This window comes from Arcicella sp. GW821-FHT09D11 (genome assembly GCF_059416265.1).
In genome coordinates, this window is record NZ_JBWKOV010000010.1 from 83629 (window position 1) to 104174 (window position 20546).

Below are 20546 nucleotides of genomic sequence, written 5' to 3' on the forward strand. Positions count from 1 at the left end.
TAAAGTTTCTTTATTCGACCACCAAGGTTCATTCGAAGATACGCCCGTTTCTGTTTATGCTTTAGACGGAACTACTAAAACTTTATTGGGAACATTTAATGGAACTGCTTATATGTCTTTTGTAGACATCGTGGTAAGTACTCCATTAGATGCTGATGCTATCATCATTCACAAATATGCTAATGCTATTCCACAAAAAGTTCAAGTATATGGTATTCCTACTACTACGCCAGCTACTAAACCAGAAGAGCCAGTAATTACAACGCCTGATCCTGTAGTTGTAGTAACACCACCTACGCCTATTGTAGAAACGCCTGTAACTGTTGCGCCAGACCGTATTAAAATTGCTAAAATTTCAGCTAGCGAAAACACAGGTCAAGACTATACTCCTTGGTTGAATGATGATTTGAACAGCTTGGTTGAATATGCTTGGACTGGCAACTCTAAATGGGTTGACGTAAGATTGACTTTTGAAAAACGCAGTAAAATCACTAAAGTTTCTTTGTATGACTATGAAGGTACTTTCGCTGATAATCCTGTTTCGGTATATGCTTTAGATGGTGCTAATAAAATTTTCTTAGGCTTGTTTGAAGGTCTTGCTTACAAAACATTCGTAGATATTATTGTAGCTACTCCTTTTGATGCAGATGCTATCGTAATTCATAAATTTGCGAACAACATTCCTCAAAAAGTACAGGTTTTTGGCTTAGAAGCTACTACAGTTTCTACTGGCTTAGTTGAAGATAGCCCAGTTGTTACTACTCCAACACCGCCTACACCTGTAGTAGTAGTACCTCCAGCACCAGTAATTGCTGGCACTAAAATAGAAATTAACCCAAAAAGATGGTATCAATTAAATAATAATAGTAATGGATTAGACGAACTTTTTGATGGTAATGTAGATGCTTCAGTAAATACAGGATGGGGAAAATTATTAGATAACTATGATGCTTATTACCCTCTTCTTGATGACGAGCAAATGACATTGCAAAGCATTCGTTTTTATGACGGACAAGGTATATTCCACGACAAGCCTATGACGCTTTCTGTGATTACTGATACTTGGGAGAGAATTCAGATTGCTAAATTCACAGGAGACTTATACAATACTTGGGTTGGTCCAGATGCTCTTAATCCAAATACATTTTCTTTGAGCAATATCCCTGCAGGTAAAATCAGATATTTGGTAATCAATACCTATGGTAATTTACCAACAGAAATGGAGTTGTATGGAACACATGTACCAAGTAAAAAAGCTGTTACAGCAGCTCCTTTGAAAGCTATCAAAATGAAAGATGGTTTTGGCGTAAATGGTTTTGAATGGGACTTCTTTGATCCATATCATCCAGATTATGTTGATGAAACAAAGTTTAAAGCTGTTAAATCATTCTCAGGATTCCGTCACTACATAGATTGGGATAAGCTTGAGTTCAGTGAAAACAAATATACATTCAATCCAACATATAGCGGTGGTTGGAATTATGATGCGATTTATGAGCGTTGTAAAACTGAAGGTATTGAAGTATTAGCTTGTATTCAAGTGGCTTCAACTTGGTTGGTTAAAACATATCCTGAAAGTATCCAAGACTATAACGTTATTCCTGTAAAATACGGAAAATCTATTACAGAGCCTGCTTCTTATATTGAACAAGCTAGAGTAGCATTTCAATATGCTGCCCGTTATGGAAGTAATAAAAATGTTGATAGATCTCTTTTAAGTGTTTATGACAAACCAAGATGGACTTTTGACAACATCAATACTGTAAAAGTAGGCTTAGGTGTAGTAAAATACATGGAATGTGGCAATGAGCGCGATAAATGGTGGAAAGGCAGAGGTGCTTATCAAACTGCTCGTGAACACGCTGCTAATTTATCTGCTTTTTATGATGGACATAAAAACACAATGGGTCCTGGTGTTGGTGTAAAAAATGCTGACCCTACTATGAAAGTGGTAATGGCAGGTTTAGCATTCGCAAAAACTGACTATGTAAGAGGTATGATTGACTGGTGTAAAGAGTTCAGAGGTTATAATGCTGATGGAACTGTTAATTTATGCTGGGACATAATCAACTACCACCAATATTCTGATAATTCGGGTTCTAAACAAGATGGCACATCATCTCGTGGTGCTGCTCCAGAAGTATCAGAAGCGGCAAAAACAGCAAAAGAGTTTGTGCAAATGGCTCATGATTATGCGAATGATATGCCTGTTTGGATTACAGAATTAGGCTTTGACCTTAACCAAGGAAGCCCATTAAAAGCAATTCCGATTGGTAATAAAAGCGAATATATTACTCAGGCAGACTGGGGTTTAAGATCATCTTTGATGTATAACCGTTTAGGCGTTGAAAAATCTTTCTTTTATGAAATATATGATGACAACTTTGAAAACCCTATTCAATTTGGTTCATCTGGCTTAATTGGTCCAAATCAAAAACGCAGACCAATCGCAGATTACCTTTATCAAACAAACAAATTAATGGGTAACTATGTGTACAAAGAAACTATCTCGCAAGACCCAATCGTAGATCGTTACGAGTACAATGGTAAATCTGCTTATGTTTTGTTTATCGCTGACGAGAAAGGACGTACTGCAGATTATACGTTAAATCTTGGTAATGTTTCAAAAGCAAATTTATATAACTTAAAAGTAGGTGCAGATTCAATGAGTGTTTCAGCTTTGGCTGCAAATGGCGGAAAATTCACATTAAATGTTACTGAAACGCCTATCTTCTTGATTCCAACAGAGACAGCCTCTACAAATCAAGCTGGTAGTGTAAAACCAACAAGTAATTTAATTCCAACAACGGAAATGAATAGCCGTATTGCGGTTAGTGAAAAATCAGGTCCTGAAACACCATTGTTAGGTTCATTAAATACATATCCAAATCCAACTACTGATTATGTATTATTGACGCTAGATAATGAAAGTACTGAAAACCTTGAAGTAAGAATTAGTGACTTAACATTCGGCAGAGTGATGTTACAAAATGTATTTGAAAAATCTGGAAGTAAATTTTCTGAAAAATTAGACATCAGAAACTTACCTGCTGGAAACTACGTAATAGAAGTAATTCAAGGAAAAGAACAAATGGTTAAGAAAATTGTAAAGGCGGGTTAAAACAAGCTTAGCTGTCCTAAAATCTTTTTAGTGGCAGCTAAGTACGGTTTTCTTTTTCCAGAAATTATCAATTTAACATCTGTTCTGAAAACTGTGCCAAGTTGCATTTGATTTCGCTGTTTTCTTGAACAACTAACCCACAATACGGGCACCTTCTGCCCCTCTGTAGGACGAACCCTTATTCTCTTACTTTTGGCGTCGTAAGTAGTTGAAAGGTATACATTGGTAAAATAAATTGATTCGGCCATAACTATTTAGTATATAAGCGATTACAATTTAACAAAAAACATTCATATTCAACAAAAGAAGACTTCTAATTCATTAGGAGTCTTCTTTTGTTTTAAGCCCACCATGCACTTACAAATTTTCAAAATCCTTTACCGTGATGTTCTAAGCATTATGTTTCTTAAATAATGAGTAATATCTTAACTATAAAATATTTTTTATATTATATTTTTTATTGATAAAATTCTATAATTTTGTAAAACAAAGCTTAACCAAAAACAATTATTCTTCAAAAATTAAATAAAGGATATAAAGCTTCCTGATAGTTTACCCATTTCATGAAGAACTGTATTCTTAACATTTAGACATGTCACATTTAAAATACATTTTCCTTTGCTTATGCTGTATGGTAAGCACGGGACTATTGGCTTCACCTGCCAAACAATTAACGGTGGCAAAAGATGGCACTGGTGATTTTAAAAGCATTCAAGAGGCTTTTGATGCTGTTCCCCTTCATAATAGTAATCCTGTTGTTATTTTTGTTAAAAATGGGACTTATAAAGAGAAAATAGTGCTAGATTCAACCAAAAACATGGTAACGCTAGTGGGTGAGAGTGCATCACAAACTATTTTAGCTTTTGATGATTTCTCTGGTAAGTTAGGGGCAGATGGTATAAAAATCACGACTACAACATCGGCATCTACGAGAATTGTGGCAGATAATTTCACTGCCGTAAACATCACCTTTGCTAATACGGCAGGGCCAGTTGGACAAGCAGTAGCAATGCTTGTAGATGGTGACAAAGCTCGTTTTATCAATTGTCGCTTTCTAGGCTTTCAAGATACCTTATATCCAAAACGTGCTGGAACCAGACAATACTATAAAAACTGTTATATTGAAGGCACTGTTGATTTTATTTTTGGTTGGGCCATTGCATTTTTCGACCATTGCCAACTAAATGGCAAATTAGATGCGGGCTTTTTTACAGCAGCATCAACACCCCAAGATCAATCTTATGGGTTTGTTTTCAATCGCTGTACTTTGACAGGAAGCGCTCCAGCAGCTACTTATTATTTAGGAAGACCTTGGCGAGATTATGCCAAAACGGTTTTTTTATGTTGTGAAATGTCGAACATTATTAAGCCAGAAGGATGGCACAATTGGCATAAAACAAATGCCGAGAAAACAGCTTTTTATGCAGAATATGACTCTAGAGAAGCTGGTGGTATTTCACAAGCAAGGGTAGAGTGGTCTAAACAATTAGTGAAATCTGATGTTAAGAAGTATACAATTCAGAATGTTCTCGGTGGAAATGACCAATGGAGAGCCTCTAAAGGACTATCTAAATTGGTTAAAATAAAAGTTTAGAACCCTCTTTGCTTTCAATTTGTAATTCAGCCTTGTGTCGTTATGATGCAGGGCTTTTTCTTTGACATTAAGTTAATATTAAAGTATGTATTGATAAAATGTATGTACTTCAAATCATTATAAAATTATACTTTTACTTGTCATAAGTGGGAACCCATAATTTGAGCAACAAATGAAAAAATATCGACTATTACAGCACAGACTTTTTTTGATAGGGTTCTTGATAATGACCTATCAATCAATCGTTTTTGCTCAAATCTCTACAACAGATTTGTATCAACAAAGCAGTGAAGTAAACAATGTAATGGCTCAATATTATGCTGACAAAGGCATACTTTCCAGATTTTACTTTGTTGAAAATTCCCCTGAACGAAGAGAACGCCTAAAAAAACTTATTGGTGACTATCAAAGCCAATTATCAAAACTCAATTTTAATCAATTAAATACTGGTACTAAAGTAGACTACGTCTTATTCAAAAGGAATCTGGATGAAGAATATTATCAATTTACGATTGAAGAGAAAGAATATGACTCCTTGAAGAAATGGTTTCCTTTTGCTGACAGCCTATATGCCGTAGAAAAAATAAGAAGAAGAGGAACACCTTTAGATGCTCCTAAATTGGCATTTCAGTTTAATGAAATAGCCAAGCAACTCGTTTTACTGAACACTAAATTGGCTAAAGACACCTCTTTAACCAACAACTTAGGAAAACGGGGAGCAGGCATTACTACAAATTTACAGAAAGCTATTAAGTCAGTTTATGGCTTTTATCAGGGCTATGATCCTTTATTTACTTGGTGGATGCCCCAACCTTATGCTCAGTTAGATTCGCTATTAAAAGTGTATGCTACTAATTTTCAAAAGAAAGGCAAAAACCTTTCTACGCAAAAAGTAGATGCTAGTGGTATTGTTGGTAATCCGATTGGGAAAGAAGAAATCGCCCGCCGATTACAGCTTGAAATGATTCCTTATTCTCCTGAAGAATTAGTTGATATTGCCAATAAAGAATTTGCTTGGTGTGATGCCGAAATGCTCAAGGCAAGCAAAGAACTTGGCTTTGGAGACAACTGGAAAGCCGCCTTGGAATATGTAAAAACTAAGTATGTACAACCTTCTCAACAGCCCCAAGAAATGATGAGGTTATACAATGAATCGGTTGACTTCCTAAAGAAAAATCAATTAATAAGCATTCCAGCGTTGGCAGAAGAAGCATGGCGAATGAGCATGATGTCGCCCGAAAGACAACTCATTGCTCCCTTTTTCTTGGGTGGTGAAGAATTCATTATCTCCTATCCAACCAATACTATGACTGAAGACCAGAAGTTAATGAGTATGCGTGGCAATAATCCTCATTTTTCAAGAGCAACTGTACATCATGAATTAATTGCAGGACACTCGTTACAGTATTTTATGCTGAATAGATACAAAACGTATCGTCAGTTTGATACGCCATTTTGGATGGAAGGATGGGCATTATATTGGGAATTGATATTGTATGACATGAATTTCCCAAAGATACCAGAAGATAAAATAGGCATGCTATTCTGGCGGATGCACCGTTGTGCAAGAATCATTTTCTCGCTTAATTATCATACGGGTAATTGGACACCACAGCAATGTATCGATTTTTTAATCGACCGAGTTGGACATGAAAAAGCCAATGCAGAAGGCGAAGTAAGGCGTTCATTTGTAGGTGGGTATGACCCACTGTATCAAATTGCCTACATGATTGGAGGGTTACAATTTAAGGCCTTGAAAAGCGAATTAGTTGATACAGGAAAAATGTCTTACAAGCAATTTCATGATAGCATTATGCAGGAAAACTCGTTGCCCGTTGAAATGGTCAGGGCTATTCTCACAAAACAATCTTTGAGCAAAGATTTTAAAACAAATTGGCGATTTTACAAATTCAAGTAAGCAATTAATATTTAAGATATGAAAAGTGTAGTAGTAATCGGAGGTGGAATTATTGGTTTAAGTACAGCATATTATTTACAAAAAGCTGGTAATCAGGTAACGGTTATCGACAAAGGTGATTTTTCGGATAATTGCTCCTACGGCAACGCAGGCTATGTTTGTCCAAGCCACTTTATTCCTTTGGCAGCACCTGGCATTATTTGGCAAGGGTTAAAATGGATGCTGAATCCTAAAAGTCCGTTTTATGTAAAACCATCTTTGAACCCTGCTTTGATAGATTGGGGTTGGAAATTCATGAAGAGTGCGACTGAAAAAAATGTAGCAGCTTCGGCTATTCCCTTGAGAGATATTTCTTTATTGAGCCAACACGAATTTGCCGAATGGGCTTGTTTACCTCACTTTGATTTTGCCTATGAACACAAAGGAATGCTAGAAGTATTCCAGACAGAAGGCGTACAAGCCCATGCACATCACACCGTTGAGAAAGCACAGGAATTAGGCTTAGACGTTACTTTATTGAATTATGACGAATTACAAAGCCTTGAACCACAAGCTAAAATTAATGGTCTTGGTGCATTATTTTTTAAGTGTGATGCCCACTTGTACCCAGATAAGTTGATGCGTGTATTACTACAGGATTTAACAAGCAAAGGTGTAGTATTCAAAGCAAATGAAGAGGTAATACGCTTTGAAAAAAACAATGGGAACATCACGAAAGTAATCACCCAACAACAAGCTTATGAAGCCGACAGTTTTGTAATTGCTACAGGCTCATGGAGCAGAGAATTGGCAGCAATGGTAGAGGTGAGTTTGCCGTTAGTACCGGGACGTGGCTATTCCATTACGTTAGAGAATTCCCCTTATAAAATAAATCATCCTATCATCTTGGCAGAAGGGCGAGTAGCTTTAACGCCAATGGATGGCAATAAAATTCGATTTGGAGGTACGATGGAAGTGGTTTCTACTAAAACGCCACCACAGTATCATAGAGTTGAAGGCATCTTAAAATCGGTGAAAGATTTCCTTCCTGATTTTGATATTCCGATGCCTAGTAATGATAAAATATGGTATGGATATCGTCCTTGTTCAGCAGATGGGCTACCCTATATTGGCAAAACGAAGAAACATAAAAATGTAGTAATTGCCACAGGGCATTCGATGATGGGTTTGAGTTTGGGACCAGCAACGGGCAAATTAGTAGCAGAATTAGTGAATGAACAGCCTACAAGCATTGATATGAAAGCTTTTGATGTAGAGCGATTTGGATAAGATAATTAGAAAATAGTAGTATTTTTGAGGATAATCTAAATCTTTCAAAAAACTTAAAAGTTGTAGTACAACATGAATTCACAAGCTCCTCAAAGTACTTATTTCGAACAAATCAATAAGAATGTTTGTAAAAATGTAGCGTTTTCGGAAGAAGAATTACACATTTTCAATGAACATCTTCAATATAAAACCATTAAGAAAAAGACCTTTTTATTACAAGAAGGTGAAATTTGTAATTTCGAAGCTTTTATCATAAAAGGCTGTATGCGGAAGTATTATATCGATAAAAATGGCTTTGAAGTAATCTTACAATTTGCCATTGAAGATTGGTGGGTAAGTGATATTGCTAGTTTTCATGAGCAAAAACCTTCTGACCTGTTTATAGAAGCTTTAGAAGACTGTGAGATTTTTGTATTGACACCTGATAAAAAAGAGGATTTATTAACGAAAGCTCCTCGATTTGAAAGGCAGTTTAGATTGTTGGTACAGAAAAACTTGTCGGCAACACAAAGTAGGTTAATCAATTCCATTGCCCAAACTGCTTATGAGCGATATGCTGATTTCCTGAAAAAGTATCCAAAGATTCCTCAGCGTGTAGCTCAACATTATATCGCTTCGTACCTTGGCATTTCTGCTGAATTTCTCAGTAAGGTGAGGGCGAAAATGGCGAAAAACAGTTAACATAAAAAAGGTTGAGACTTTCATCTCAACCTTTTTTATGTGATTAATAACTCGGATTCTGAGTTAAATATCCTGGAATATTTGAAGCCCCGTCAATCGCAGTTTGCGGAATTGGGAAGAGTCTTTTGTTTCTATCAGTATTTATTTTCTCTGTCCATTTATCTTCGAATTTACCAAAACGAATCATATCTGTACGGCGATGCATTTCCCAATAAAGCTCAAATCCTCTTTCACGGTATAAGATATCCAATGACATGGCACTAAGTGCTGGAGCTACCTTAGACGACGTTCTGGCTGCTCTAATCATATTTACATCTGATAATGCACTAGCCACATCATTACTTTTACGCAATTTTGCTTCGGCTCTCATCAAATAAACATCGGCCAAACGCACAATGCTAATATCGGCCTCACCGAAATTTCTACCACTTACAGATTTCTTACTGAATTCATATTTTTCTACTCTGTAACCAGTGTTATAATTACTTCCTTCAGTAGTAAAGTCTATTTTCTCTGTGAAATCTACCGCTAACGTTGGCTTATTTCTAGTATCATAAACTAATTTACCCACTTTCATCTTTCCATCAGCACACTTCAAGAAAACACCATTTTTACGAATCAAACCATACTGTTGTCCTCTTAAAATACCACGATTGATATTAAAGTTCTCAGCCGCAACACATGAATCCGCAGGGTTTGAATAGATAGACAAATTTTGTTTGTAAAATCTAGGGTCAACAGTTGGGTCTTGTGGAGCATAAGCATTCACCCAAGTACGGTAATAGTCAGAAGTAATCCCTGGACCATCTGTTCCGTTAGCATTCGGATAGGCAGGCAGTGGAAATTGGTCTCCAGAAAGAGAGAAATATGCCAAACGGTTATGTCCGTTCAGCTCTGCACGTTGATCAACGGCAAAAATTAATTCTTTGTTCGTATGATTATCTGAATTGAAGATTGAGAAATAATCATTTGATAATTGGTATTGACCAGAAGAAATAATTTTATCAGAATATTCAATTACTTTATCCAAATCTTCATTTTTGAAAGTAATCGTTGCCGCATAAGGATCACGATAAACCGCAGCGTTCAAATAAAGTCTTGTCAATAATCCCCAAACAGCCCCTTTTGTTAATCGTCCTGGTCCTACAGATGTTTCTAGACTTGGCTCAACAGCTAATAATTCACTTTTGATGTATTCAACGGCTTTGTCTCCTCTTAAAATAGTAGAGTTTTCGCCAATGTCATCTTTTACGAATACTAAGCCAAATAAATCAAGCGTCAACATTGAATAGTAAGCTCTCATACCTCTTGCTTCTGCCAAATAGGTTTTAGCAATTGGGTCTTTTGAACTTGGCAGTGTATTGATTGCCGTAATAGCACGCGACATTCCCTGTAATATAAAGTTCCAAGTGGATCTTAAATTAGGGTCAGTACTTGTTTGGGTATGAGCATGTAGTGCTAAATAGATACCATTATCACCCCAGTCTGTACCCCCACGATATGGCAAAATTGCCTCGTCTGTAGAGATTTCTTGGATTGCGAAGTAGTTGGTATGTAGGAAAATATCTGGAAGCCTTGCGTACACAGGAGCAATAATTCCATCAGCAGCTTGTTTATCCGAAAGATTTGACGTGAAAGACTCATCCAATACTACTTCTTCTAGATTGGTACAACTTTCAATGGTTAAAAGACCCATGAGGGCCAATAGTACATATATTTTCTTTTTCATGATTTCGACGATTTGTAATTTGAAAATTTGGTGATTTGAAGATTTGAAAATGAATTATTCTCAATCATCACATAATCCAAAGATTGAACAGATAACCGTTAACTGCTTTCAGATAACTGTTCTGTCAATTAAAATGAAATGTTTAAGCCAAAAATAACTGATCTAGCTTTTGGATAACTTAAATAGTCGATTCCGTAAGAAGTAATACCATTAACAGTTCTGTCTGTATTTACTTCAGGGTCATAGCCATCGTATTTTGTAAATACTGCTAGGTTCTGACCTGTTACCGAAAGTCTTAATGTAGATACCCATTTGTTAATACCCAATGCTTTAGTGTTTACATTATATCCTAAAGTCAAGTTATTCAAACGAAGGAAAGCACCGTCTTTCAAGTATCTTGTAGAAACTGGAGCGGAGTTATTGACAGATTCGTTGCTTGAAGCAATGGCTTCGGCTGTGGTGTTAATTCCTTTTGATAGTCTTAACTTATAGAAATTGGCATTAGCTGTATTATCATACACTTTGTTACCAGCAACACCATTGAAGTTAATCGACAAGTCAAAACCTTTGTAGTTCGCACGACCAAAGAAGTTAAATTGTTTGGTTGGCAAAGCACTTCCTGCTGCAATACGGTCTTTGTCAGTTACGATTCCATCGCCATCTACGTCACGGAAAGTACTGATTCCTTTATCATCAAATCCTGTAAATTCTTTCAAGAAGAACGTACCTATTGGTTGGCCACTCACATAACCATTAATAGTAGCCGAAGTCAAACCAGAACCAGAGGCAGAACCCGAAGCGATAACTGAGTAAGGAGAGTTTTTAACAACGTTATCAATAAAAGTAATGTTTCCACCTACTTCATAAGTAAAACCACTTGCTGAAGCACGACGGTAGTTCAATTCTAATTCTAACCCTTTATTGGTAATTGTCATATTGTTTACATTCGTCCAGAATGTACCTGCAGGCTGAACTGGGTCAGCAGGAATCACTTCTAAGAGAATATCTCCAGATACTTTATTGAAAGCATCAATTGTACCCGTCAAAGCACCATTTAAGAAGCCAAAATCAATACCGATATCTGTTTGTGTTGATTGTTCCCATTGAATATTTGGGTTGGCTAATCTAGTATAAGACGTTCCTGCAGGATATGCTCCAGTTTCAGTTAATGGATAAGAAGTCCCCGCAGAAACCACTGAAGTAAATCTAGCCTGAGTAATTTTTGAAGGAATTTCTTGGTTACCAGTACGTCCCCAACCTGCTCTTACTTTTAAATTACTCAACGCAGAACCTTTCAAGAATTCTTCTTCAGAGATTCTCCAACCTGCTGAGAAAGAAGGGAAAACACCATATTTATTGTTTGCTCCAAATTTTGAAGAACCATCTACCCTTAACGTAGCTGTTAATAAATATTTGTCTTTAAATTGATAATTTACTCTTGAGAAAAACGACTGTAGTTCATCATTAGTCGCATAACCTGTTGGCTTATTATTTGCCAACGTAAGGTCTTGTCCTAATCCTGGATTATAGATAGGCTCGATGTCTGAAATTGGAAATTTGTTAATGCTATAAGAACGTCCGCGGAACATGAATTTTTGATACGAATGTCCTACTAAAGCTGAGAAACTATGGTCTTTAATGGCTTTTGTATAAGTCAAATAGTTTTCAATCAAACGGTTAGTATTATTAATGTTGATTGTCTCTAAACGACCATCTTGCAAAGGTACAGCACTTGCCAATGATTGTAAATCACGAGATGAGCTTGAATTATCAATCCCGAAATTCAATTTATATACTAAACCATCAATGATTTTGATAGAAGGAGAAATATTTCCGATGATACGTGTAATAGAAGTAACGTCTTTCTCCAACTTCAAAGTAGTTAATGGGTTTACGCCATTCACATAAGAATAAGGTTGACCTTTATCGTCGTAAGCAGGATAAGTAGGATTGGTAGAAATAGCAGTACCAATAATACCTGTGATTGGAGGGCGTTCGTTATTAGTATTAGTAGCGTTTAAGTTTACATCAATGCTGATACGGTCGTCTAATAATTTTTGTGTTACATTAATACGACCCGTATAACGATCTAACTGATTGTTTTTCAAGATACCTTCTTGATTTTGAATCCCAAACGAAGCATAATAAGTAAGCTTATCAGCACCACCACCTAATGAAATATTATGGTTTTTAGTAAGGGCTGTTCTTGAAATTTCTTTTTGCCAATCGGTTGATGCTTTCAAGTCTTCTAGCACACCGCCTACAGCAGGTACTTGTTTACGGTATTCATCTGCTGAGAAAACAGGTAAAGCTCTCGCCATCGTAGAGAAACCATAACTAGTAGAATAATTGAAAGAAGAAAAGCCTGCTTTTCCTTTTTTAGTACTAATCAAGATTACCCCATTTGCACCTCTTGAACCATAAATAGCCGTTGCCGAAGCATCTTTTAACACATCTATTGATTCAATATCTTGAGGGTTCAAAAAGTTAAGAGGGTTTGTTGCTCCACCAGTACTAGAGTTATCTAAAGCCAAACCATCTACCACAAAAAGTGGTGTACTTCCTGTTCTTACACCACCTGGCCCACGAACACTGATACTTTGTACTCCTCCGGGTTCACCACTGGCAGAGGTAACATTTACGCCCGATACTTTACCTTGTAAAAGTTGTTCAGGAGAGTTTATAATCCCTTGGTTAAATTCTGCACTTTTCAGTGACTTCACCGACCCTGTAATATCTTTTTTCGTTGAACTTCCGTAACCAATTACTACTACCTGTGCTAAGTCTGATGCAGTAGATACCAACGCTACCTCAATTGTACTTTTCCCTGCAATAGCTACTTCTTGTTTTTCATACCCAACAAATGTGAATACTAACGTTGCATTTTCGTCCGCAATAATACTGAAGTTACCATTGGCATCTGCATTCACCCCACGTTTGCTATCTTTTACCAGAATATTACATCCTGCCAAAGGCTCTTTGGTTTTAGCATCAATCACTCTACCTTTTACTGTAATCTCTTTAAGAGCTTTCTTTAGTAGTGTTTTTTCATAAGTATAAGATTTATTGATTGTGAGAAGGGAAACATTGTTGGCAAAAGTTGGACTAGCAGCAATGCCAACTGTCGCCCCAACTAAGACACCAAGAATCAACGTTGATTGGGTCTTAAAAAAAGGTTTTGTGTTCATTTTTAGTTGTGTTGTAAATGGAATTTTCATATTTAATCACAATATAATTAAATTGTAATAAAAAAAGAAAAGTAAGGATTTGCTTTTTAATTGAGGGCGCAAGTTATTCACGTAAGATTTCCAGAAAGTAAAGGCATTGTTATCAAAACATGATTTTTTCGTAACACTGTCTTAATATCTATCACCAATGACAGCTATTTTAATGGAGTGACAAACTTATAATCAAGGAAGAAAAAATAAAAAGATATTTTGTTTAAATTTTACAATTTTATTGTATTTTTTATCTATTAAAAAGATATATAATTATTAAATTATCCAAATATTTAAATAAATAAGGATAATATATCTATCATATTTTTATCATTAATACCTTTGCTCAGTAACTCAGTAAACACCCGTCAATCAGGAGGTTGGTTTTAAGGGAAAGTGAATAATCTTTCGCCATAAATTAAAAAGGAATCGTGTGAGAATCACGAACAGACGTGCTACTGTAAGTAACGGTTTCGAGCAGAAACGATTTTTCTTCCGTTTTGCCCATTGTTCTTTTCAAAGAATGAGAAGGGTGAAGAAAATGTTACAAGTCAGGAGACTTGCCTACCTTCTCAATGACTATTCCCTCACGAGATAGGGCTTAGTTCACGCATTGATTTTTATAAAATACTTGTCGAATATTACTCTGTTTCAGCAATGAATCAGCGTGTGCTTATGCTTTATGCATGACGGTGTGGTGTTTTCAGTTCCATTCGGCGTGTTGTAGAATACGTCAAAATGCTTTATCAAAATCTGATAAGGCACGAACCTTAAAACAACAATTACTATGTTTACACACAATTTAGGTTACCCCCGTATCGGTAGCAAAAGAGAATTAAAACGTGCTTGCGAGCAATTTTGGGCAGGAAAATCTACCAAAGACGAATTACTTCGCATTGGTCGCCAAATCAAAAGAGAGAATTGGCAACTTCAACAAGAGGCAGGAATAGCATTGATTCCTTCAAATGATTTCTCTTTATACGACCACATGCTCGACACTGCTTTGTTGGTCGGGGCTATTCCTGAGCGTTACCATGCTTTGGTGGACGGACAAACCAACCGTGAATTAGATATTTATTTTGCGATGGCAAGGGGCGTACAACGTGACGGTCTCGATATTAAAGCCATGGAAATGACCAAATGGTTTGATACAAATTATCATTATATCGTTCCTGAATTCACTAAAAATCAACATTTTAAAAGATATTCTGATAAAATAATCGTCGATTTTGAAGATGCCAAGCAAATGGGATTTATTACAAAACCCGCCTTGATTGGGCCCGTTTCTTTCCTCCTATTAGGAAAAGAAAAGGAAGCGGGCTTTGATAGAATAGATTTATTAGAAAAACTATTGCCTGTTTATATTGATATTCTACAAGAATTGGCAATACGTGGAGCAAAATGGATACAACTAGATGAACCTTGCTTGACGTTGGATTTGACAGAAAATGAACAAATAGCCTTCCAACAAGCCTACCAAAAAATCAAAAAGGCAGTTCCGAACTTAAATATATTGGTAGCCACATATTTTGAATGTACTGGCGAAAACATTTATGTAGCTACCAGCTTAGATATTGATGCCTTGCATCTTGACTTAGTTCGTTGCCCTTCGCAGTTACAGGATATTTTTGAGCAAACCGATTTTGCCAAAACGAAAAAAATCCTCTCGCTTGGTGTAGTGGATGGTCGTAATATTTGGAAGAACGATTATGCTAAATCATTGACATTGATTCAAAAAGCAATTGATATATTAGGGCAAGAAAGAGTAATGATTGCACCTTCTTGTTCATTATTACACAGTCCTTGCGATTTGGATTTAGAACAAAATGAGGAAGTCCTTACGCCAGAAATCAAAAATTGGATGGCATTTGCTAAACAAAAATTGACCGAAGTAAATGTATTAAGAAAGCTTTCTGAGCCAGCGTCCGCACCTTTGTTTGCACAACATTTCGCTGAAAATCAAAAGGCTATTCAAAGCAGAAAAGATTCAGCCTTGATTCATAAACCACAGGTAAAAGCTAGGATGGCAGCTTTAACAGAACAAGATGCTCATAGACCAAGTCCTTTTGCGGTTCGTCAGGCTTTGCAGTTAGAAACCTTAAAATTGCCTCTCTTTCCGACAACAACCATTGGTTCATTTCCACAAACAGATGATGTACGTGTATTGAGAGCAAACCTTAAAAAAGGAATTATTTCTCAAGAAGAATATGATGCACAAATTGCGATAGCAATTGAAAAGTCTATCCGTTGGCAAGAAGAAATTGGCTTAGATGTGTTAGTTCATGGGGAGTTTGAACGCAATGATATGGTAGAATATTTCGGCGAACAATTATCAGGGTATGTGTTTTCGCAAAATGGATGGGTACAAAGTTATGGTAGTCGCTGTGTAAAGCCTCCTATTATTTATGGTGACGTAGAACGCCCAGTTGCTATGACAGTCCGTTGGTCGGAATTTGCACAATCTAAAACAGAAAAGTTGATGAAGGGCATGCTTACTGGACCAATTACTATTTTACAATGGTCTTTTGTAAGAGATGATCAAGCACGAAAAACCACAGCCTTCCAAATTGCGATGGCGATTCGGGATGAAGTATTAGATTTAGAAAAAGCAGGTATTAAAGTTATTCAAATTGATGAACCTGCTATTCGTGAAGGATTGCCATTGCGTCGTGCCGATTGGGAATACTACCTTCAATGGGCTGTAGAAGCTTTTCGTTTAAGTGCTTCGGGCGTAAAAGATGAAACCCAGATTCATACGCACATGTGTTATTCTGAGTTTAATGACATCATCAAGCACATAGCCGATATGGATGCCGATGTGATTACGATTGAGACTTCTCGTTCACAAATGGAGCTATTGGATGCCTTTGTTGACTTTAAATATCCAAATGAAATCGGACCAGGGGTGTACGATATTCACTCGCCAAGAGTACCCGAAACAGATGAAATGCTTGCTCTGTTAGAAAAAGCCTTGGTGAATATTCCTGCTAGAAATTTATGGGTAAATCCAGACTGTGGCTTGAAGACTCGTCGCTGGGCAGAAACAGAATTAGCCTTAAAAAATATGATTAAAGCTACTGAGCTTTTAAGAGAAAAAGTAAAAGAGGGTGTTTGTTAAAACTGTAGGGCGAGATTTTATCTCGCCTTATTTTGTTTTTATGCTAAAAGAACTTCTGCTGGAATCCCCAAACCATGATAAAGGTTTTTTACCATTTTTAAAGTAAGAGGTCTTTTTCTATTAAGCACCTCTGAAACTCTATTTTCTCCCCCAAAATATTTTGCAATTTCTTTTTGAGAAAGATTAAGCATTTCTATTCTTTGCTTGATTGATTCAATTGGTTCAAGCTTCTCTATTGGGAAATGCTTTTTCTCATAATCTAATGCCAAAACTGATATTGCATCTAAAATATCTAAGGCTTTATTTCTCGTCGCTTCATCTTCAATAAGGTCAGCATCGACTAAAGCATCAATTAATGTAGATGCCCTCTCAAAATCTGCTTGATTAGTAATCGGCTTAATTATTATTTCATCAAGATTAATAGCTAATTCCTTCATTTTTATCTATTATTAAATGTGAGAAATAGGCGGAATACTATTCCACTCCTACTATTTTCCCCTTACCAAGTTTAACAAATCATCTTTCGTCAAAGATTTCAACATGGATACATCTGTCTTGATTAAATCGTTGACTAAATCATTTTTAGAGGCTTGCAACAGCATGATTTTTTCTTCGATAGTATTCGGACAAATTAGTCTGACAGCCACTACATTTTTCTTTTGTCCAATTCTATAACAACGGTCAATTGCTTGATTTTCAACTGCTGGATTCCACCAAGGGTCAACTAAATACACATAATCGGCTTCGGTTAAATTCAACCCTGTTCCTCCTGCTTTTAAGCTAATCAGAAATACCCTTACGCCTTCGTTTTCCTGAAATTCATTTACTTTATCCGCTCTATTTTTAGTTTCGCCCGTTAAATATTCAAAAGAGATGCCTCGTTTTATTAATTCCTTTCTAATTAATTCAAGCATCTTTACAAATTGCGAGAATACTAATATTTTATGTTCGGGAGATTTATTCTCTATTTCTTCCAACAACGCTTCTATTTTAGCAGATTCATTCCCATAAAATTCATCTTCGCTTAACAAAGCAGGCGAATCGCAAATTTGACGGAGTTTAGTTAAACCTGTTAAAATATGCATACTTTCTTTGGGTATATCTCCTTCTATCTGATTATTCAAAAAATTTCTGAACTCCTTCTCATAAGCATCGTACACTTTTCTTTGTTGTGCGCCCATTTCGCAATAAACTACCACTTCTGTTTTCTCGGGTAATTCTTGGGCAACTTGTTTCTTAGTCCTCCGTAAAATAAAAGGATTGATTTTCTGCTGTAATTGCTTTGCTCTTTTCTGGTCTTTGAACTTATCAATCGGCATAGAATAATGGTCTTTAAAATGCTGACGACTTCCTAATAAACCTGGACAAGCGAACGAAAGCTGACCGAATAAATCAAAAGTATTGTTTTCTATCGGCGTACCTGTCAGTACGATTTTATTACGAGAAGACAAAAGGCAAGCCGCTTGATAACGCTGTGAGGTTGGGTTCTTTATCGCTTGAGATTCATCCAGAAAAACATAATTGAAATGATACTTTTTCAAGAAACCAACATCTGATAATAGTGTACCGTAAGATGTCAGAATGATTTCATAATTATCAAAACTCTTCGTGTTTTTTATTCTGTTACTCCCATAAACACTTAGTATTTTAATAGAAGGAGCAAATTTTGCTACTTCAGCCTCCCAATTGAATATCAAAGACGTAGGGACTACAATCAAGTTAGTATTTTGTACATTTTTATTGCGTTGAGATAAAATAAAAGCGATAATCTGAATCGTTTTCCCTAAACCCATATCATCTGCTAAACACCCTCCAAAGCCAAATTCATCCAGAAAGTTTAACCAGTTCAATCCTTCCTTTTGATAATCTCTTAGCGTTGCATTAAGCTCTTTCGGAATCTCTACACGCTCAATCTGTTTAAAGGTCTTTAGTTTTTCAGCATAAATCGTCAGTTCCCGTTTTACTTCATCTGCCAAAAACTCTTCTTCATACATCCTTGCTATTTCAGAAAAATTGCTCTTCGGAACCCGAATCTTTTCTTCAACAATAATGCCTTCCTGAAAATATTCTGTGAATTGTCGTATCCATTCTGTTGGTAAAATACCTAAAGTTCCATCACCCAATTGTACGTATTTAGTCCTATTTCTAACAGATTTTTGCAGTTGTTTTAAAGAAACCTGTTGTTTTCCATAACGCACAGAGAGTTCGGTTTCAAACCAATGAATACCACTCGTTACACTGACCGATACCCTTATTTTATTGTAATTTCGCTTATTTTCTTTGAGCTCATTAAAGCCCAAAATAGTAATGCCTTGGCTTTGCCATTCTTCAAAAGCATCCAAAAACCAACCTTCATCTAAAAACTGTCCTCTATGTAAATAAAGATATTCATGGTCAAGCTGTTCTTCAAAGGCTTGATGTTGCTTCAATAAATTGGCTGTAAATTGGACTTCTGCTTCTTGGTCTCTTTCCAACAGAAAAATATTCTCATTGAAATCACTTACATAAATTTGTTTTTTGGAAAGAATTGGCACTTCTGTATTCCCGTATTTTATTACAGGTGTAATTGAAATATAGTCTTCTGAATCAGACAGGTAAATAATTTTTTGCTGACTTGTATCAAAAGCCTTTGCTTCAATTTGGGCAGGCGTTGCAGGTCTGATATAAGAATAATTTACCTGTATTTTATGTTCAAGTTTGTTGAGAATATTCTGTTGGAATTCTTCAAACTTGGTATGATGAACCAGGATTTTATGGTTATTCTGCTTGAAAAAAGTAATGATTCTTAAAAAGTCTGGATTCTCAATCAGATATAACGTATTGGCCACTTGGGTAAAATAATCGAATTTGACAGATAGGTTTTTTAGCTCATAAGCCTTTTCGTTGATAAATAATTGAGCCGAAACTTCATGAAAGATGTCTTTATAATCTATCTGCATCTTCACGTCCATTTTGAGCGTTTTTAACTCAATCGGGACGATAGTATTAGCATTTACTTTCTCTGAGAGTTTAACGTCATGAAAAAAGACATCCAACTTTAGTGGATTTCTAGCCAAAGCTTTTAATCCTTCAAAAAGTGTTTTAGACGATTTTTCATGATTAGGTTGTTGAAATTTCAGAATACTCGAATAAAATTTAACTTCCTCTATATCAGTAGTTTTCCAAATAAAATCAAGGGGGTCAATTGTTTTAAAAGGATTCTTTACCTTCCCATCTTTGGTTGTTTGCACTTCATATAGCTCTACTACCAGATGGTCATAATAGCGGTGTTTCCCCAATACAATTATCTTTTTGGATGTTTCTTCCAAAGAAAACAAGGACTGTTTTTTTGCAAGAGGCTGTGGTAATAAAGACGTGCTTAACAACGAGTTCGTCGTTTGATTAACTGCTATCAATTCTTTCAATTTAGGCTTTATGGAAAGCTTGAATGGGTTGTATTCTAACTGGAAATATTCATCCAAGTTTTTCTCTTGCTCTAAGCCATAATCTTTGGCAAAAGCCAACATTTTGTTATAACGCAAAGCATCATCAAAAAATACCCTAAGATTTTGGCGTTCTGTCAGATTGAGCAATACTTGTACTTGATGTTCACAGAGATTCTTGATGGGGGCATTACATTCACACGAAAGCTTGATGGCATTCTCTTCTTGCCTAACGGAAACAGTGACAAAGTCTGTTCGAGTGAGGTAAACAGGTATTTCTACAAAATTCAGCTCAATTTTTTCAGGTTGAAGATCAAAAAAACCTTTTTCATCCGTAGCAATGAGCGATGAACTATGTTTTAAAATCGTTAAATAATTAAGACTTGCAATACTAAGATTTTCAAAAAAATATGTTAGTTGAGAAGAAAGCATATTTGGCTTTGAGCTTTGAGCCGTGAGTTATGAGCATTAAAAAG

At 36.1% G+C, this 20546-nt stretch carries 11 protein-coding genes and 1 riboswitch; of the genes, 6 read left to right on the plus strand and 5 right to left on the minus strand.

What is annotated here, in order from left to right; translation table 11 throughout:
- Positions 1 to 3121, plus strand: a 3121-nt coding sequence (locus AC07N0_RS20490; RefSeq protein ID WP_494590784.1) for a T9SS type A sorting domain-containing protein, incomplete at its 5' end; no start/stop codon positions are given.
- Here the strand turns inward: AC07N0_RS20490 and AC07N0_RS20495 are convergent.
- Positions 3118 to 3369: a hypothetical protein gene (locus AC07N0_RS20495; protein WP_494590785.1), complete on the minus strand. Its 252-nt coding sequence runs from the start codon at positions 3367 to 3369 to the stop codon at positions 3118 to 3120. The genes AC07N0_RS20490 and AC07N0_RS20495 overlap by 4 nt on opposite strands.
- Before the next feature lie 344 nt (positions 3370 to 3713).
- On the opposite strand from AC07N0_RS20495, the gene AC07N0_RS20500 reads away from it, so the two are divergent.
- The 4 genes from AC07N0_RS20500 (at position 3714) to AC07N0_RS20515 (ending at position 8583) form a co-directional block, all read left to right on the plus strand.
- Entirely contained in the window at positions 3714 to 4715 is a 1002-nt protein-coding gene (locus tag AC07N0_RS20500) for a pectinesterase family protein (protein WP_494590786.1), read from the plus strand.
- A 172-nt stretch (positions 4716 to 4887) separates the two neighbouring features.
- Positions 4888 to 6633, plus strand: coding sequence for a DUF885 family protein (locus AC07N0_RS20505; RefSeq protein WP_494590787.1), 1746 nt, complete (start codon positions 4888 to 4890; stop codon positions 6631 to 6633).
- 18 nt (positions 6634 to 6651) lie between these two features.
- On the plus strand, positions 6652 to 7902 hold the full coding sequence (locus AC07N0_RS20510) for an NAD(P)/FAD-dependent oxidoreductase (protein ID WP_494590788.1): 1251 nt from the start codon (positions 6652 to 6654) through the stop codon (positions 7900 to 7902).
- A 72-nt stretch (positions 7903 to 7974) separates the two neighbouring features.
- Complete coding sequence (locus tag AC07N0_RS20515) at positions 7975 to 8583, plus strand: Crp/Fnr family transcriptional regulator (RefSeq protein ID WP_494590789.1); 609 nt, start codon at positions 7975 to 7977, stop codon at positions 8581 to 8583.
- Between the two features lie 43 nt (positions 8584 to 8626).
- On the opposite strand, the gene AC07N0_RS20520 is transcribed toward AC07N0_RS20515, so the two are convergent.
- Both AC07N0_RS20520 and AC07N0_RS20525 read right to left on the minus strand, forming a co-directional pair.
- Positions 8627 to 10312, minus strand: a complete 1686-nt coding sequence (locus tag AC07N0_RS20520; RefSeq protein WP_494590790.1) for a RagB/SusD family nutrient uptake outer membrane protein — start codon at positions 10310 to 10312, stop codon at positions 8627 to 8629.
- A gap of 128 nt (positions 10313 to 10440) precedes the next feature.
- Positions 10441 to 13530, minus strand: a complete 3090-nt coding sequence (locus AC07N0_RS20525) for a SusC/RagA family TonB-linked outer membrane protein (protein ID WP_494590791.1) — start codon at positions 13528 to 13530, stop codon at positions 10441 to 10443.
- Between the two features lie 364 nt (positions 13531 to 13894).
- A riboswitch (cobalamin riboswitch) is annotated at positions 13895 to 14112 on the plus strand.
- Between the two features lie 205 nt (positions 14113 to 14317).
- Here AC07N0_RS20525 and metE point away from each other — a divergent pair.
- Positions 14318 to 16648 (plus strand): 5-methyltetrahydropteroyltriglutamate--homocysteine S-methyltransferase, encoded by a 2331-nt coding sequence (gene metE, locus AC07N0_RS20530; protein WP_494590792.1) that lies wholly within the window; start codon positions 14318 to 14320, stop codon positions 16646 to 16648.
- A 38-nt stretch (positions 16649 to 16686) separates the two neighbouring features.
- On the opposite strand, the gene AC07N0_RS20535 is transcribed toward metE, so the two are convergent.
- Together AC07N0_RS20535 and AC07N0_RS20540 are read right to left on the minus strand one after the other, a co-directional pair.
- Complete coding sequence (locus tag AC07N0_RS20535; protein ID WP_494590793.1) at positions 16687 to 17085, minus strand: helix-turn-helix domain-containing protein; 399 nt, start codon at positions 17083 to 17085, stop codon at positions 16687 to 16689.
- A gap of 51 nt (positions 17086 to 17136) precedes the next feature.
- The gene (locus AC07N0_RS20540; RefSeq protein ID WP_494590794.1) at positions 17137 to 20502 is read right to left on the minus strand and encodes a DEAD/DEAH box helicase; all 3366 of its coding nucleotides are present in this window, start codon (positions 20500 to 20502) and stop codon (positions 17137 to 17139) included.
- Positions 20503 to 20546: the final 44 nt, after the last annotated feature.

Excerpts from the sequence above, each read along its gene's own strand:
- AC07N0_RS20510 (WP_494590788.1), top strand. The coding sequence starts at position 6,652 with ATGAAAAGTGTAGTAGTAATCGGAGGTGGAATTATTGGTTTAAGTACA.
- AC07N0_RS20505 (WP_494590787.1), top strand. The coding sequence starts at position 4,888 with ATGAAAAAATATCGACTATTACAGCACAGACTTTTTTTGATAGGGTTC.
- AC07N0_RS20495 (WP_494590785.1), bottom strand. The coding sequence starts at position 3,369 with ATGGCCGAATCAATTTATTTTACCAATGTATACCTTTCAACTACTTAC.
- AC07N0_RS20535 (WP_494590793.1), bottom strand. The coding sequence starts at position 17,085 with ATGAAGGAATTAGCTATTAATCTTGATGAAATAATAATTAAGCCGATT.
- AC07N0_RS20515 (WP_494590789.1), top strand. The coding sequence starts at position 7,975 with ATGAATTCACAAGCTCCTCAAAGTACTTATTTCGAACAAATCAATAAG.
- AC07N0_RS20520 (WP_494590790.1), bottom strand. The coding sequence starts at position 10,312 with ATGAAAAAGAAAATATATGTACTATTGGCCCTCATGGGTCTTTTAACC.
- AC07N0_RS20500 (WP_494590786.1), top strand. The coding sequence starts at position 3,714 with ATGTCACATTTAAAATACATTTTCCTTTGCTTATGCTGTATGGTAAGC.
- metE (WP_494590792.1), top strand. The coding sequence starts at position 14,318 with ATGTTTACACACAATTTAGGTTACCCCCGTATCGGTAGCAAAAGAGAA.
- AC07N0_RS20525 (WP_494590791.1), bottom strand. The coding sequence starts at position 13,530 with ATGAAAATTCCATTTACAACACAACTAAAAATGAACACAAAACCTTTT.
- AC07N0_RS20540 (WP_494590794.1), bottom strand. The coding sequence starts at position 20,502 with ATGCTTTCTTCTCAACTAACATATTTTTTTGAAAATCTTAGTATTGCA.